Origin of the sequence: Solidesulfovibrio aerotolerans (genome assembly GCF_009856865.1) — a bacterium.
Lineage (GTDB): Bacteria > Desulfobacterota > Desulfovibrionia > Desulfovibrionales > Desulfovibrionaceae > Solidesulfovibrio > Solidesulfovibrio aerotolerans.
On sequence record NZ_WVUD01000004.1, the window covers coordinates 71,173 to 87,506 of the forward strand.

Consider the following 16,334-nt stretch of genomic DNA (forward strand, 5'->3'; position numbering starts at 1 on the left):
CGGCGGGAGCCATGCCGGATATGCTTTCCATCATCATTCCACTGTACAATGAGCAGGACAACGTCGAGCCGCTCTATGCCAAGCTTGATGCCGTGCTGCGCGACATGGGCCATGTCTACGAGATCATTTGCATCAATGACGGTTCCAGCGACGACACCCGGGAGCGCATCGATGCTCTGGCCGAGCGCGACAAGCGGCTGCGCGTGGTCCATCTGCGCCGCAATTTCGGCCAGACTCCGGCCATGATGGCCGGCATCGACCTGGCCCGGGGCGATATTCTCATTCCCATGGACGGCGATCTGCAAAACGATCCGGCCGATATCCCCAAGCTGTTGGCCAAACTCGATGAAGGGTTTGATGTTGTCTCGGGCTGGCGCAAGGACCGCAAAGACAACCCCATAAAGCGCAATCTGCCCAGCCGCATGGCCAACCGTCTTATCTCGTTCATATCCGGGGTCCATCTGCACGACTACGGCTGTTCGCTCAAGGCCTACCGGCGCGATATCATAAAGGGTGTGAAGCTGTACGGCGAGATGCACCGGTTTATCCCCATCCATGCCGCCTGGCAGGGCGCGCGGGTCACGGAAGTGGGCGTTACCCACCATCCGCGCATCCACGGCGAATCCAAATACGGCATGGAACGCACGATAAAGGTCATCCTCGACCTCATGACCGTCAAATTCCTCGACAAATATGCCTCCAAGCCCATGTATCTGTTCGGCGGCTTTGGTCTGGCCAGCCTTGCCGTGTCCGGGTTTTTTTTCCTGTTTATGCTCTATTGCAAATTTTTCCTGGATAAGAGCTTTATTGCAACGCCACTGCCACTGGGTGTGGTCATGTTCATGTTGATCGGCATTATGGCCATCTTCATGGGCCTTATCGCTGAAATTCTCATGCGCACCTACCACGAGTCCCAGGACAAGCCGACCTACATTGTGGACTGTACCCGCAACTGCAAGGAAGAGGATCGGTCGTGTGCGGAATCTGCGGTTTCGTAGGCACCGGCGGACCAGAAGCCCTTGCCGCCATGAACGCCTCCCTGGCCCGACGCGGCCCGGACGGCGAAGGGTTTTTCCATGACGCCCCGGCCGGGGTGCATCTGGCCCACCGTCGGTTGGCGATTATCGACCTTGCAGGCGGAGCCCAGCCCATGGCCACGGTCGATGGGCAACTCGTGGTCACCTACAACGGCGAGATTTATAACCACGGGCAACTGCGCCAGGAACTGACGGCGCGCGGCCATCGGTTCGTTTCCGATCACAGCGATACGGAAATCCTGCTCCACGGCTGGCGGGAGTGGGGGCCGGAGCTGCCCGCCCGCTTAAACGGCATGTGGGCCTTTGCCCTCTACGACAAGGCGCGGGGCGAGCTGTTCTGTTCCCGGGACCGCTTTGGCAAAAAGCCCTTTTTCTATGCGGCCCGGCCGGGTTTTTTTGCCTTTGCCTCGGAGCTTTCCAGCCTCGTGGCCCATCCGTTGCTGGTGGCGCGCACCATTTCCCGAACCAGCCTGCGCAAATATTTCGCCTACGGCTTTATCCCCGGCCCAAATGCCCTGTATGCCGGCACGCACAAGCTTGAGGGTGGTGCGAATCTGCTCCTGGACGTCCGCGATCCGGTCCCGCGTCTGCGCCGCTGGTGGACGTTTCGTCTGGAGCCGGACCACGCCCTGGCCTCGGCCCCGCCGGCGGGGGTGGCCGAGCGCGTCCTCACACTCCTGGATGCAGCCGTGGCCCGCCGGCTCATGGCCGATGTGCCACTCGGCATCTTTCTCTCCGGCGGTGTGGATTCCTCGGCCGTAACCGCCCTGGCCGCCCGACATGCTCCGGACATCCGGGCCTTTTCCATCGGTTTTGACGACCCGGCCTTTGATGAATCGGCCAAGAGCCGTCTGGCCGCCAAAGCTTTGGGTGTCGCCCGCCACGAAGCCCGGCTCTCCCTGCAGGCTGCCCTGGCCCTTATGCCCGAGATCGTCGGCCGGTTGGACGAACCCATGGGCGACGTGTCGCTCATTCCCACAGCACTTTTGTGTCGCGAAACCCGCCGCCACGTCACCGTGGCCCTTGGCGGCGACGGCGCGGACGAGCTTTTCGCCGGCTACGACCCCTTTAAGGCCGTGCGGGCCGCCGAGTGGTACAGCCGACTCATGCCCAAACCCCTGCACCGCGCCCTGGCTTTACTCGCAGCCCGGTTGCCGGTGGGGCATGGCTACATGGCCGCCAGCTTTAAACTGAATCGCTTCCTGCGCGGCCTGTCCCAACCGCCAAAGCTCTGGAATCCGGTCTGGCTCGGCCCCCTGGCCCCGGGGGAGGTGGCTGATCTTTTTGCCGAGCCCATCGATCCTGAGGACCTCTACAGCGAGGCCATCGCCATTTTTGAGTCCGGCGAATCCCGGGACATGGTGGATCGCACCATGGAATTTTACACCCGGCTCTATCTGCAAGACGACATCCTGGTCAAAACCGACCGGGCCGGCATGATGCATTCCCTGGAAGTGCGCGCCCCGTTTTTGGATATCGAACTGGTCGATTACGTGCGCACCATCCCGGCCGGGCTTAAATTCCACCGGGGAACGACCAAATATATTCTTAAAAAGGCCCTGGAGGCGGTCCTGCCGCACCAGATCATCTATCAGAAAAAGCAGGGTTTCGGCGTGCCGGTCGGGCGCTGGCTGGCCGAAGGCATGCTGCCCATGGGCGCGCCTTCGCCGGTTGAGGCCGGGCTTGACGCCGCCGCCATCACGGCCAAAATCACCGGACACCGGGCCGGCCGGGCCGATCATCGCCTGTTTCTGTGGAACCTTTGGGTGCTGCGCCATATGGACCTGGGTGGAGGCCGTCTTGCCGTTTGATTCCCTGGAATACACGACCCTTCGGGTGTTGCGCCGGTTCTTTTTTACCGAAAAGCGGCTGGCTGCCTGGGGCAGCCGGCTGCCGTACTACCGCGTCAACCAGGGGGTGGTCGATCCTGTGGCCATTGCCGACGCCTACGCCGCTGATCTCGGCCGCGCGGGTGTGGCAATCCCGGGCAAGCGCATCATCGAAATCGGCTGCGGGTCGGCCAACGGCGCGGGCTATGCTCTCATGGCCCGGGGGGCGGCCTCGGTTATTTGCCACGAACCCTACGCTCGCCACGACGTGGGCCTGGACGCCAAACATCTGGAAGCCATGGTCCTGGCCCATCCGGGCGTTCCATTTTCCAAGGTGCGCCGGGTGGCCACCCTGGCCGAACTGCCCGACGCCGCAGCAGATATCATCGTGTCCAATTCCGTGCTGGAACACGTGGCCGACACCCGGGCGCTTTTTGCCGAGCTGGCCCGCCTGCTCGTCCCGGGCGGCGTCATGCTCCATCGGGTCGATTACCGCGACCATTTTTTCAAATATCCCTTCCATTTCCTGCTCTATCCTCGGTGGGTCTGGAACTGGTTTTTAAATCCCGGCGATCTGCCCCGCTGGCGCTACGACGACCATGCCGGCGGTCTGGCCCTGGCCGGCTTTGACGTGTCGGCGCTTTCCTTTGAGCGTGACGCGCAGGCCTTTGCCGCCGTGGCCGACCGGCTCCACGCCGATTTCAAGCACCGCGACCCTGATATTATGAATATTACCAAAGCGACGTTATTTTGCCTGCGGCGGCCGGGAGGGGCTTTGCCCCTCCTGGACCTCCCCACCGGGGGGCCGCAGGCCCCCCGGACCCCCCCGGCGGGGGGAGCCATTTGCGCTGCGCCTGATGCGGACACCGGGAAACAGACTCCTCCGACTGGTAGAGGCAACTCGTGAGCGCTGCCGCCACCAACAACACCCCGGTAAAAAGTTTTGGGGAAGGGAGAGCGCGAGAGGAAAACCCTTTTTCCCAAAAAGGGTTTCCCTCTCGCAGTCTTCGCCCTCGCAACCTTCTCCTGCTCAATTACGAATATCCGCCCCTCGGCGGCGGGGCGGGCAATGCCACGGCCAATATGGCCCGGGAGTTGGCCCTGTTGGGCCATCGGGTGCGGGTGGTGACGGCGGCCTTTGCCGGGCAGCCCAGGCGGGACGTGGTGGATGGGTACGAGTTGTGGCGTATCCCGGCCGTGCGCCGTCAGGCCGATCACTGCTCACCCCTGGAAATGCTGACCTTTTTAGCCAGTGCGCTGGTTGCCTTGCCCTTTATGCAGGGCCGGTTTCGGGCCGACGCCTGCATCTGCTTTTTCGGCATCCCGTGCGGGCCGGCGGCCTGGCTGCTTAAGGTGCTCTGCGGCGTGCCCTATATCGTCTCCCTTCGCGGCGGCGATGTGCCGGGCTTTCAGCCCTACGATCTGGCCGGTTACCATCGGGCCACCGGGCCGCTGATCCGCTTTTTGTGGCGGGGGGCGGCCCATGTCGTGGCCAACAGCCAGGGGCTGGCCGCCCTGGCCCGCACCAGCGCCGGGGCGACACCCATCGCGATGATTCCCAACGGCGTGGACACGGCGCGGTTTGCGCCTGCCCCTGGGCCGGTTGGCGCGCCACAGGACGGGCCGGCGGCGGGGTCCGGTCCGATGCAGTTGCTGTTCGTCGGGCGGGTGGTGCAGCAAAAAGGCCTGGATGTGCTCCTGAACGCCCTGGCCCTGCTGCCGCCCGGACTGGACTACCGCCTGACTCTCGTTGGCGACGGGCCGTTGCGTCCGGCCCTGGTCGAGCAGGCCGCCCGGCTGGGGCTGGCCGGACGGGTGCGCTTTGCCGGCTGGGCTTCGCGAGAGGACATGCCGGCTGTATTGCGCGCGGCCGACGTGTTTGTTTTCCCGTCCCGGGACGAGGGCATGCCCAATGCCGTGCTCGAAGCCATGGCCTCGGGACTGCCGGTGGCGGCCACGCGCATTTCCGGCAACGAGGAACTGGTGCTTGACGGCCAGACCGGGTTTCTCGTGCCGCCAAACGACGCGAACGCCTTGGCCGTGGTCCTTGCCCGGTTGCTTGGCGACCGGGCGCTTGGCCGGCGTCTGGGCGCTGCCGGGCGGGAACGGGTGGTGGGGGAGTATTCCTGGCACAGCGTGGCGCAGCGGTATGCCGCACTGTGCGGCGGGGAAGGGGTCTAGAGCATGTGCGGCATCTGCGGCTTTGTCACCGATCAGGGCAATCCCGAAACCATGGGCAACATTCTGGCTGCCATGAACGGGAGCCTGGCCCATCGCGGCCCGGACGGCGAGGGGGTCTACCTTGACTGCTTTGCCCAGGGCGGCGGCGTGGCCCTGGCCCATCGCCGGCTGGCCATTATCGATCTGGTCACCGGCGATCAGCCGCTTTTTAATGAAACAGGCCGTCTCGTCATTGTTTTTAACGGCGAAATTTATAATTTCCAGGCGCTTCGCCAGGAGCTTGTGGCCAAGGGCCACGTCTTTGCCAGCCGCAGCGACACCGAGGTCATCGTTCACCTTTACGAGGAGCTGGGGCCGGCCTGTGTGACGCGCCTGCGCGGCATGTTTGCCCTGGCCATCTGGGACAAGGAGCGCCGCGAACTGTTTCTGGCCCGCGATCCCTTTGGCAAAAAACCGCTGTTTTATGCCGCCATCCCGGGCGGGTTGGTCTTTGGTTCGGAAATAAAGGCCGTGCTGGCCCATCCGGCAGTCACGCCGCGACTCGATGCCGAGGCCGTGGCCCACTATCTGACCTTGCAGCACGTGCCCGAACCGTCCACGGGCTTTCTCGGCATAGCCAGCCTGCCGGCCGGGCATACGCTGCTGCGCCGGGATGGCAGGACCCATATCGAGCGGTATTGGCAAATGGCCTACCAGCCCAAGCTGACCGGCTCGGTGGCGTCCTTGGCCAAGCAACTGCGGGAGCGCGTCACCGAGGCGGTGCGGCTGCGGCTGGTGGCCGATGTGCCGCTGGGGGCGCATCTGTCGGGCGGGGTGGATTCGGCCATCGTCACGGCGGTCATGGCCGGACTGACGGATCAACCCGTGCGCACCTTTTCCATTGGTTTTGCCGAGGAGGCCTTTAGCGAAACACCCAAGGCCCGGGCCGTGGCCGAGCGATTCGGCACGCGCCATACCGAATTCACCGTGGGGTTTGCCGAGGCGCGAAGCGTTATGGAAGCGGTGGTCGCGGCCACGGACATGCCCTTTGCCGATCCCTCGGCCCTGGCGGCCTGGCATCTGTGCCGACTGACACGCGAGCACGTCACCGTGGCCTTAAACGGCGACGGCGGCGATGAAATGTTTGCCGGCTACCAGCGCTACTGGCTCGATCCCCTGGCCGACCTGTACGCCCGCCTGCCAAACGCCCTCACCCGCCGGCTGGTCCCCTGGCTGGCTGCCCGGATTCCCGCCCGGGGCGACGTGCCGGTGGAAGCCGACTGGCGGGCGGGCCTTAAGCGTCTGGCCCAGGCGGTCAGCCTGCCCCGGGCCGCCAGTCTGGTGCGCTGGGGCTCGTATTTCTCGCCCACCGACCGTCTGGCGCTGTTGCGCCCGGAATTTTTAAAGGCCGCCGGCCCGGCCGATTCCGTGGCCCTGTACGAATATACCGCTGCCGCCGCCAAGGCCGAAAGCCCCTTGGATGCGTCGCTTTTCGCCGACGCCGCCATTTATTTGCCCGGGGATCTGCTGGTCAAGGCCGACCGCATGGCCATGGCCCATGGCTTGGAAGGGCGCTCGCCGCTGCTCGATACCGAGCTGGCCCTTTTTGCCGCCCGGTTGCCCACGCGCCTCAAACTTCGGGGCCTTACCGGCAAATATCTGCTGCGCCGGGCCTTTGCCAATCTCCTGCCGCCGGGTATCGCCTGGCAGTCCAAACGCGGCTTCGGGCTGCCGGTCGCGGGTTGGTTTCGCGGCCCCTTGCGCGATTTTGCTTCCGATCTGCTGCTTGGCGGGCGCGTGGCCCGCGAGGTTGCCCGGCCCGAGGCCGTGGCCGCTCTGCTGGCCGCCCATGTCGCCGGCCGGGCCGACCACGGCAAGCGCATCTTTGCCCTGGTCATGCTGGAACTCTGGCTGCGCCGCTATTTCTAGCCTTCTGATGGAGTAGGGTAACTGACTGTTTTTGCAGACTGACAGCATCTCGTAGGGTGCTGCGTAGCGTTTCGACATCCAAGAGCACACAGGGCGGCTGCTCCTCGTGCTGTTTTCGACCAGGCCTCCCCTGGCCAGGCCAGACTTGGTCGCCCCCCTGGCCTGGGCCGTGCCGTTCGGCAAAATCCCGGGCCGGGTCTCCCTCGCCCCACAAAAGCATCGCACAGCGAATGTAATGCCCTCAAATAAGGATAGTGCTATCCGTGCCCTTTTTAATGGGGTATAGAAAGCGCGCCGTCTTTATACAGAAATGCCAGAATCATCAGACGCGCATTGCGCGCAACAAACGCCTGGGCAGGCCCGGCGGCGGCCTGTGGGAGCGCGCGCACGAGCCCGGTTTGGGGACAGTGTGTTCCCGTGAGGTGGTGTGGCAGTCTGTTGCGGGCATCAGGGCATTGCTCAAGGTTTTTGCAGGGGTGAAGGTCATGGCGTCCACATCGTTTACGCGTTGGGTGGTTGGTACGGGAATTCTGGTTTGCCTTGGTGGCGCGGCCCTGGCTTGGTATTATTATGCCAAACCACCGGCAACCGTTGACTTTGCCTCAGGAAACGGACGCATCGAGGCCACGGAGGTGCTCATCTCCACCAAACTGGCCGGGCGTTTGGACACGGTCTTGGCCAAGGAAGGGGACGACGTCTCCCTGGGACAGGTGTTGGCCCAAATGGACGTCACGGTCTTAAAGGCCAATCTGCGCGAGGCCCAGGCCGCCATCGGGCAGGCGACGTCCCGCAAAGCCGTGGCCCTGGCCGCCGTCGATCAGCGGCAAAGCGAAATCACAGCAGCTCAAGCTCTGGTGGCCCAGCGCATAAGCCAGTTGGAGCTTTCCGCCAAAGAGGAAAAACGCACCCGGCAACTCTACAAGGGCGATTTCATCACCGGCGAAAAAATGGATGTGGACCGAACCACCACGGCAACCAACAATGCCCAGGTGCTGGCGGCCAAAGCCCAGCTTGAGGGCACCCAGGCCGCCCTGGAGGCGGCCAAGGCCGGGGTGCTCGAAGCCCAGGCGGCCATCGAGGCGGCCATGGCCCAGGCCGCGCGATACGAGGCGGACATTGAGGACTCCACCCTGACCGCGCCCATAAGTGGCCGCGTGCTCTATCGGCTGGCCGAGCCGGGCGAGGTGCTGGGCGTTGGCGGCCATGTGCTGACCCTGCTCGATTTAAGCGACGTTTACCTGACGCTTTTTTTGCCCACGTCCCAGGCCGGCCGGATCGCCCTTGGAGCCCAGGCGCGTATCGTTTTAGACGTTCGCCCGGATGTTTCCATTCCGGCCCAGGTCACCTTTGTCTCGCCCCAGGCCCAGTTTACGCCCAAGGCCGTGGAGACGCACTCCGAACGCGAGAAGCTCATGTTTCGGATCAAGGTCACGATCCCGCCGGACCTCCTGCTGGCCTATGCCAAGCAGGTGAAAACCGGCCTGCCCGGCGTGGCCACCGTGCGCCTTGCCCCTGAGGCACCCTGGCCGGCGGATATGCCGCCGCTGGTTGGCGAGAAGAAGAAGGGCCAATGACCTCCCCCGGCGTTGCCCGGCTGGCCGGCGTGTCCTTGCGCTACGGGAAAACCACAGCCCTGGAGGCCATCGACCTGGAGATCCCGGCCGGCTGCATGGCCGGCCTGATCGGACCCGACGGTGTGGGCAAATCCAGCCTCCTGGCCCTTATTTCCGGTGCCCGTCGCATCCAGACCGGCACGGTCGCCGTGCTGGACGGCGATATGGCTTCTGCGGGCCACCGCAAGGCGGTTTGTCCCCGCATCGCCTACATGCCCCAGGGTTTGGGCAAAAATCTCTATGCAGCCCTTTCCGTCACCGAAAATCTGACCTTTTTCGGCCGCCTCTTCGGCCAGGGGAAAAACGAGCGGGAAGGCCGTATTGCCGCGCTGTTGCAGGCAACCGGCCTGACCGCGTTTGCCGACCGCCCGGCCGGCAAGCTCTCAGGCGGCATGAAGCAAAAGCTTGGCCTGTGCTGCGCCCTGATCCACGATCCCGACCTGCTGATCCTCGATGAGCCCACCACCGGCGTGGACCCCCTGTCCCGGCGGCAGTTCTGGCGGCTTATCCAAACCATCCGGGCCGGGCGTGCGGGCATGAGCGTCCTGGTGGCCACGGCCTATATGGAAGAGGCCGAAAGCTTTGACTGGCTGGCGGCCATGGATGCCGGCCGCATCCTGGCCCAGGGAAGCCCAAAGGAACTGTTGGCGACAACCCAAAAGCCCGACCTGGAAGCGGCCTTTATCGAACTGTTGCCCCAGGCCAGACGCCGCGACCATAAGACCCTGGTCGTCCCGCCGTTTGTGGTCCGCGAGGGCGAACCTCCGGCCATCGTGGCCAAGGGGCTGACCATCCGCTTTGGCACGTTTACGGCCGTGGATCATGTGGATTTCGAGATCCGGCGCGGCGAAATCTTTGGGTTTCTCGGCTCCAACGGCTGCGGCAAGACCACGACCATGAAAATGCTCACCGGCCTTTTGCCGCCAAGCCAAGGGGAGGCCCTGCTCTTTGGGCAAAAGGCCGATGCCCACAATCTGGAAACGCGCAAGCGCGTCGGCTTTATGACCCAGGCCTTTTCGCTGTACAGCGAGTTGACCGTGCGGCAAAACCTCACCCTGCACGCCCAGCTTTTTCATGTGCCAACGGCGCAAATCGCCCCGCGCGTGGCCGAGATGCTGACGCGTTTTGATTTGAACGAGCAGGCCGACACGCTCCCGGACCAATTGCCCCTGGGCCTGCGCCAGCGCCTGTCCCTGGCTGTGGCGGTCATCCACAAGCCCGAGATGCTGATCCTGGATGAGCCGACCTCCGGGGTGGACCCCGTGGCCCGGGACAGTTTCTGGGAACTGCTCATCGATTTGTCCCGCAACCAGGGCGTGACCATCTTTATTTCCACCCATTTTATGAACGAGGGCGAACGCTGCGACCGGATTTCCCTGATGCATGCCGGCAAGGTGCTGGCCAGCGACACGCCGGCCAAGTTGGTCGAGCAGCGCGGCAAGACCAGCTTGGAAGACGCCTTTATCGACTGCCTGGAGGAAGCCACCGGCCCGGACCAGCAGCCCGGCCCGGAACAGCAGTCTGGCAAGGAACAGCAGTCTGGCCCGGACCAGCAGCCCGGTACGGACCGCCCCACGCCACCCCCCTTGCCGCACCAAGCTCCTGCGCAGCCACAAGGTGCCCTTCGCCGCAGCCTGCTGCGCCTTTGGGCTTACGCCGATCATGAGATGCGCGAGATGCTGCGCGACCCGGTGCGTCTGGTCGTTTCCCTGCTGGGCTCGGTGCTGCTGTTGTTTGTCCTGGGTTATGGCATCACGTTTGATGTGGAGCATCTCAAATTCGCGGTTCTGGATCGGGACCAGTCGCCGCAAAGCCGCGACTACATCCAAAATATGGCCGGCTCCCGCTATTTTATCGAGCAGCCGCCCCTGGCCGACGCCGCTGCCCTGGACCGGCGCATGGCCGGGGGCGAGCTGAGTCTGGCCCTTTCCATCCCGCCGGACTTTGGCAAGGATCTCCAGCGGGGAAGGGTGGTTACAATCGGCGTCTGGGTGGATGGGGCCATGCCTTTTCGCGGCGAAACCGTGCGAGGCTATATCGAGGGATTAAATACCTTGTATCTGCAGCAATTAGCCCTTCGTACCCAGGGCGTCGTCACCGGGCTGCCGGCCGCCGGCACGCAGGTGCGCTACCGCTACAACCAGGATTTCCGCAGCCTCTACGCCATGGTTCCCGGGGTCATCCCCTTGATGTTGATCTTTATTCCGTCGATCATGATGGCACTTGGGGTGGTGCGTGAAAAAGAGCTGGGTTCCATCATCAATCTCTACGTCACGCCGGTGACCCGGCTGGAATTTCTGCTTGGCAAACAACTGCCCTATGTGGCCGTCAGCATGGTCAGCTATTTCGGTATGGTGGCCCTGTCCGTTTTTGTCTTCGAGGTGCCGCTCAAAGGCAGTTTCACGCTTCTGACCTGTGCCGCGCTGCTTTTTGTGATCGTTACGACTGACCTCGGCCTGCTCATCTCCTCGTTTGCCAAAACCCAGATTGCCGCCCTGGCCCTGACAGCCATTCTTACCCTTTTGGCCACAGTCACTTTTTCAGGCCTCACCACGCCGGTTTCGTCCCTGCAGGGACCGGGGGCGTTTATCGGTGCCGTGTTTCCGGCCACCTTTTTCCTCAATATCAGTCGGGGAATCTTTACCAAGGCCTTGGGCTTTGGGGAGCTTGTGCCCAATTTTGTGGCCCTGGCCGCGTACGCTCCGGTGCTAACCGGGCTGAGCGTTTTTTTGCTGCACAAGCAGGAGAAGTGAGGATGCGCCATCTGATCAATATCTACCGCCTGGGCACCAAGGAGTTTTACAGCCTGTGGCACGACAAGATCCTGCTGGTCGTTATCTGCTGGGTCTTTACCGGCGGCATCTATGTGATCGGCACGGCCACGTCCCAGGAATTGCACCATGCCCCCATCGCCGTGGTGGACGAGGACGCCTCGGCCCTGTCGGTGCGCATCATCCAGGCCTTTTACGGTCCCTACTTCCAGCCGGCCCGGGTCATCCCCCTGGCGGCCGTGGACGGCGAGTTGGATGCCGGGCGCTCCATCTTTGTCCTTGATATCCCGCCGCATTTTGAACGGGACGTGCTGGCCGGAAAACAGCCCGACATCCAGGTCAATATCGACGCCACCTGCATGTCCCAGGCGTTTATTGGCGCGGTCTACATCCAAAACATCATTGCCAATGAAGTGGCGGCCTTTGTAGCCTGGGGCCAGCAAACGCCACAATTGCCCATCGCCCTGGCCACACGCGTCAAATTCAATCCCAATCTGACCAGTTCGTGGTTTGGCAGCGTGATGGAAATTATCAATAATATTACTTTGCTCTCTATTTTGCTCGTGGGTACGGCCCTGGTGCGCGAGCGTGAGCACGGAACACTCGAACATTTGATGGTCATGCCGCTTTCGGCCACAGAGATTTTGCTGGCCAAAATCTGGCCCACGAGCCTCGTCATCCTCTTCTCGGTCACGGTCTCCCTGTACGGCGTTGTGCGGGGAGCGCTTGGCGTACCCCTGGCCGGGTCTATTCCCTTGTTTCTTTTCGGGACATTGCTGCAGTTTTTCGCCACCGCCTGCATCGGCATCTTTCTGGGCACGATCTCGCGCAACATGCCGCAATTCGGACTGCTCATGATCCTGGTCATTTTGCCGCTGCAAATGCTGTCCGGCAGCATCAGCCCGCGTGAGAGCATGCCGGTTGTGGTGCAGGACATCATGCTGGCCGCTCCGACAACGCATTTTGTCTCTCTGGCCCAGGCGATTTTGTATCGTGGGGCGGATTTCAGTCTGGTGTGGCCGCGCTTTCTCGCCATCGCCGCCATCGGCGTGGTGTTTTTCGGGCTGGCCCTGGCGCTTTTTCGCCGCAGTCTGGCCCAATCCCGGTGACGGGGAGGCCGCAACAGCTCAAAAACGGACGCGAACGCCCGCATGGCCGGCCGGGCCTCCCACGGCAAGCGCATCTTTGCCCTGGTCATGCTGGAACTCTGGCTGCGCCGTTATTTCCAGCCTCCCCCCTTTTCGCCGATCAGCCAATGAGGCAGAATGGACCCTTAACAAAGGAGCCCGCCATGCCCTCTGCTCTGCGTATTCTGGTAAGCGTTGCCCTGCTGTGCGCCGTGTCCGGCGTCGCCCAGGCCAAGGGCGGTCCGCGCTGCTATTTCGTCGACGGCTATGCCGCAGCGCAAACCCGCGAACTGCTGGCCCAGGCCCAAAGCAAGATTGATGTCAACGACGAGGCCGGTCTGACCGATCTGCGGGCTTCGGGCCAGGTGCTCATGCCCCAGGGCAAACCGGCCGAAAACGTCCAGTGCGGTGCTGATGGCCTGTGCCAGGTGACGGTCTTTGGCAAGCGTTTGTGGATTCTTAAAAACGGCTTGCAGTGCCAGTAGGGTCAGGCGGTGTGAAAACGGGGCTGCTCCCGGCACTGTGGCTTTTCTTGTCTTTCGCAGTGAAATGCACCTGTTGCTTGATCCGGTTGGTCTTGCGCGCCGGGTCGGCAGTGTTCCTGTCGCGGGCATGTCTTGCGTACGCAGAGCGCGGCCGGGCCGGAAAGGATGCCACAAGAAGCACTGAAAACGTTCGGTCGGGTGTTGACGCTCCACTGGTTGTGTGGTGTCTGTCTGCCAGGGAAGGCCGAAGCAGGGCGCTTTTTGCGTTCTGGAGTCCGGGGCGGCGTTTTACGGCTGCTTGCGGCAGGAAAGTGGCGTTGTTGGGAAATCCTCCAATCCGTGGCTGGTGTTTTGTCCGTGACGCAGGTTAAAACAGTTCTTTATATCGTGGATGCACTCAACGTGGGTGGTGCCCAGGAGTTGCTCGTCCAGTTGGCGCGCCATACCGCGCCGCAGTTCCGTACGGTGGTGTGTTCCCTGCAAGACGATCAGGCCATGGCCGCCCGGCTTGCCGCCGCCGGGGCCGAGGTTGTCGTGCTGGGGCTGACACGGCCCTCCATCCTGCGGCCGGGACAATTCCTGGTCAGCGTCGTGGGCGCCATACGCGGCATCCTGCGACTGTGCGCCCGGGTGCAGCCCGATATCATCCACTGCCATCTGGCGGATGCCACGCTGCTTGGCGTTGCCGCCTCGCTGTTTCTGCCCGGTGCCAAGGTGTTTATCACCAAGCATACGCCGGTCCTGGCTCCCGGCCGCTCCTGGCTGGATTTTCGCCAACCGCTGCGCAGAGCCGTCCTGTGGCTGGTCTACCGCCGGGCCAGGGCCATCATTGCGGTCTCGCAAGAGACGCGGGAGGCGCTGTTGGACTGCTACCGCCTGCCGCCCGACCGGGTGGTGACCATTGCCAACGGCGTGCCCATCCCAGCACCTGACCAGACGCGCGCCGCAGCCTGTCGGGCGGCCTTTGGCCTTGCCCCCCAGGATGTGCTGGTGCTCAACGTGGGGCGTCTGGTACCTGTTAAAGGGCAGATCCATCTGGTCACCGCCATGGCCGGCCTGTCGGGCGCGCCCCGGCGTTTCGTCCTGCTGCTGGCCGGCGAGGGACCGTGCCGGGAGGAACTGGCCCGAAGCATTGCGGCACAGGGCCTGGGGGAGAGGGTGCGCCTTTTGGGGGACCGCGACGATGTGCCGCAGCTGTACGCGGCAGCGGACATTGTGGCCTTTGCCTCGTTGTCCGAAGGCACCTCCCTGGCGGTCATCGAGGCCATGGCCGCCGCAAAACCCATCGTGGCCACGGCCGTTGGCGGCAACTGCGAGCTGCTGGAAAACGGAATATCGGCCCTGCTCGTGCCGCCTGCCGATCCGGCCGCCCTGGCCGAGGCCCTGGCGGTCCTGGCCCGGGACGCGCCATTGGCCAACCGGCTGGGGCAGGCCGCCCGGGCCAAAGCCGTGGCCGGGTATTCCATTGAACGGGTGGTGGAGTCTTATGCAGCAGTCTGGGCGCGCTAAAGGGATACGCCGGTTTGTGGCCGGCTGGGGCAAAACCGTGCTTGGCCGGCTGGTGTTCGGGCTGGGGTTGGGCCGACGCCTGCTGGCCTCCCGGGCGGTGATCGTGGCCTTCCACCGGGTGCAGGGGCAGGGGCCAAACGACGCCATGACCATGCCCACGGCGCAATTTCGGGAGTGGTGCCGGTTTTTTCAAAAACATTTCCGGGTGGTGCCCCTGGAAGGCATCGTGGGCAAGCTTGAGCGGGGCGAAGCCTTTGCCGGCGAACTGGCCATCACCTTTGACGACGGCTACCTGGATTTTCAGACCGAGGCCGTGCCGGTGCTGGCCTCCCTGGGGCTGCCGGCAACGGTCTTCGCCGTTTCCGACTATGTGGGCACGGACATCCGGCCCTGGTGGGACACAGCAAAAGCGTATCCGTTCATGGATTGGACCCAGCTGGGCGCCGTGGCGGCCCAGGGCTTTGCCGTGGGTTCCCATGGCAAGAGCCATGCCGCCATGGACGAGCTGACCCCGGCGGCCGCCCTTGAGGAGCTTGTCGTTTCCAAGGCGGTGCTGGAAGCGGGGCTGGGCCGGCCGGTGGTGTGGTACGCCTATCCATACGGCCATCCGGAGAAAATGCCCGAGGCTGCCCGGGAGTCCGTGCGCCAGGCCGGCTACCGGGCGTGTCTGGGCTACGGGGGCCTTATCGGGCCCCAGGCCAGCCCCTTTCACCTCGACCGAATTTGTGTAAACGACTGGTTTTCCACCCCCTCCCAGTTCGGGGGATATCTTGTGGTTTTGTATCTGCGCCATCTGCTTGGAAGGATTCGTGAATAATATGCTGCAACTTGGAGACGCGGTTCGGCAACGTCTGGAGCAGCGGCCCTGCCGCTGGCTGGTCACCGGGGCCGCCGGTTTCATCGGCTCGCATCTGGTCGAGGCATTGTTGGGCCTTGGGCAGACGGTGGTGGGTCTGGACAATTGCAGCGGTGCCGCGCTGGCCAAGCTGGACCGTATGCGGCACCGCGTGGGCGAGGACGCCTTTGGCCGGCTCACCATTGTGAACGGCGACATCCGCGATCTGCAGTGCTGCCGCCAGGCCATGGACGGTGTCAACCTGGTGCTCCACCAGGCCGCCCTTGTCAGTGTGCCGGCGTCGCTTGCCGATCCCGTGGCCTGCCATGCCAACAACGTCACCGGCTTTTGCATGGTCCTTGAGGCGGCCAGACAGGCGGGCGTGCGCCGCGTGGTCTATGCCTCGTCAAGTGCGGTCTACGGCGACGATTCGGTTTTGGCCAAGGATGAAACCATGGCCGGTCAGCCGCGCACGCCCTATGCCCTCTCCAAGGTCGTCAACGAGCACTACGCCGCCACCTATGCCCGCTGCTACAACCAGGACGTGGTCGGGCTGCGCTATTTCAATGTGTACGGCCCCCGCCAGACCGCAACAGGGGCCTATGCCGCCGTTATACCGCTGTGGTTTGCGGCGTTGTTCCAGGGGCAGGAGCCGGTCATCTATGGCGACGGCAGCGCCACCCGGGATTTCTGCTTTGTCCAGGATGTGGTCCGGGCCAATATCCTCGCCGCGCTGCTTGAAAACGTGGCCCTGGCCGGCGAGGTGGTAAACGTCGGTTCTGGCCGGTCCGTGAGCCTGCTTGAACTGTATGCCGCCCTGAGTGAGACGGTCTATGCCCTGTATCCGGACCTTCCCCGGGTGTCGCCGCGCCATTTGCCGCCGCGCGCCGGCGATCTGCAACACTCCCTGGCGGATATGACAAAGACGCAACAGACGCTCGGTTTCATGCCGGAAGTCTCCTTGCGTCAGGGGCTGGCCGTCTCGGCCAGGGCGTATTTCGGCGAAGAGGGCACGACCGGAAATGTATAATGCAGTTCT

General features: G+C 63.6%; 12 protein-coding genes. All 12 read left to right on the plus strand.

The window, feature by feature from the left end; translation table 11 throughout:
- Nucleotides 1-11: 11 nt before the first annotated feature.
- The 12 genes from GTA51_RS04030 (at nucleotide 12) to GTA51_RS04085 (ending at nucleotide 16,325) form a co-directional block, all read left to right on the plus strand.
- Nucleotides 12-998: a glycosyltransferase family 2 protein gene (locus tag GTA51_RS04030; protein ID WP_160958898.1), complete on the plus strand. Its 987-nt coding sequence runs from the start codon at nucleotides 12-14 to the stop codon at nucleotides 996-998.
- Nucleotides 974-2,848, plus strand: a complete 1,875-nt coding sequence (gene asnB, locus GTA51_RS04035) for an asparagine synthase (glutamine-hydrolyzing) (protein WP_160958900.1) — start codon at nucleotides 974-976, stop codon at nucleotides 2,846-2,848. The genes GTA51_RS04030 and asnB (GTA51_RS04035) overlap by 25 nt, the downstream gene beginning before the upstream one ends.
- A complete protein-coding gene (locus tag GTA51_RS04040) occupies nucleotides 2,838-3,773 on the plus strand; it encodes a class I SAM-dependent methyltransferase (protein WP_160958901.1) in 936 nt (311 codons plus the stop codon). The genes asnB (GTA51_RS04035) and GTA51_RS04040 overlap by 11 nt, the downstream gene beginning before the upstream one ends.
- Nucleotides 3,770-5,047: a glycosyltransferase gene (locus GTA51_RS04045; RefSeq protein WP_160958903.1), complete on the plus strand. Its 1,278-nt coding sequence runs from the start codon at nucleotides 3,770-3,772 to the stop codon at nucleotides 5,045-5,047. The genes GTA51_RS04040 and GTA51_RS04045 overlap by 4 nt, the downstream gene beginning before the upstream one ends.
- A 3-nt stretch (nucleotides 5,048-5,050) precedes the next feature.
- Nucleotides 5,051-6,955 (plus strand): asparagine synthase (glutamine-hydrolyzing), encoded by a 1,905-nt coding sequence (gene asnB / locus GTA51_RS04050; RefSeq protein ID WP_160958904.1) that lies wholly within the window; start codon nucleotides 5,051-5,053, stop codon nucleotides 6,953-6,955.
- Between the two features lie 485 nt (nucleotides 6,956-7,440).
- Nucleotides 7,441-8,529, plus strand: coding sequence for an HlyD family secretion protein (locus tag GTA51_RS04055; RefSeq protein WP_160958906.1), 1,089 nt, complete (start codon nucleotides 7,441-7,443; stop codon nucleotides 8,527-8,529).
- Entirely contained in the window at nucleotides 8,526-11,321 is a 2,796-nt protein-coding gene (gene rbbA, locus GTA51_RS04060) for a ribosome-associated ATPase/putative transporter RbbA (protein ID WP_160958908.1), read from the plus strand. The genes GTA51_RS04055 and rbbA overlap by 4 nt, the downstream gene beginning before the upstream one ends.
- 2 nt (nucleotides 11,322-11,323) lie before the next feature.
- Nucleotides 11,324-12,448: an ABC transporter permease gene (locus GTA51_RS04065; protein ID WP_160958909.1), complete on the plus strand. Its 1,125-nt coding sequence runs from the start codon at nucleotides 11,324-11,326 to the stop codon at nucleotides 12,446-12,448.
- A gap of 182 nt (nucleotides 12,449-12,630) precedes the next feature.
- Nucleotides 12,631-12,951: a hypothetical protein gene (locus tag GTA51_RS04070; protein WP_160958911.1), complete on the plus strand. Its 321-nt coding sequence runs from the start codon at nucleotides 12,631-12,633 to the stop codon at nucleotides 12,949-12,951.
- 357 nt (nucleotides 12,952-13,308) lie between these two features.
- Nucleotides 13,309-14,460: a glycosyltransferase gene (locus tag GTA51_RS04075; protein WP_160958913.1), complete on the plus strand. Its 1,152-nt coding sequence runs from the start codon at nucleotides 13,309-13,311 to the stop codon at nucleotides 14,458-14,460.
- Nucleotides 14,438-15,277: a polysaccharide deacetylase family protein gene (locus GTA51_RS04080; RefSeq protein ID WP_160958915.1), complete on the plus strand. Its 840-nt coding sequence runs from the start codon at nucleotides 14,438-14,440 to the stop codon at nucleotides 15,275-15,277. The genes GTA51_RS04075 and GTA51_RS04080 overlap by 23 nt, the downstream gene beginning before the upstream one ends.
- 1 nt (nucleotide 15,278) lies before the next feature.
- Nucleotides 15,279-16,325, plus strand: a complete 1,047-nt coding sequence (locus GTA51_RS04085; protein WP_160958917.1) for an NAD-dependent epimerase/dehydratase family protein — start codon at nucleotides 15,279-15,281, stop codon at nucleotides 16,323-16,325.
- Nucleotides 16,326-16,334 lie beyond the last annotated feature (9 nt).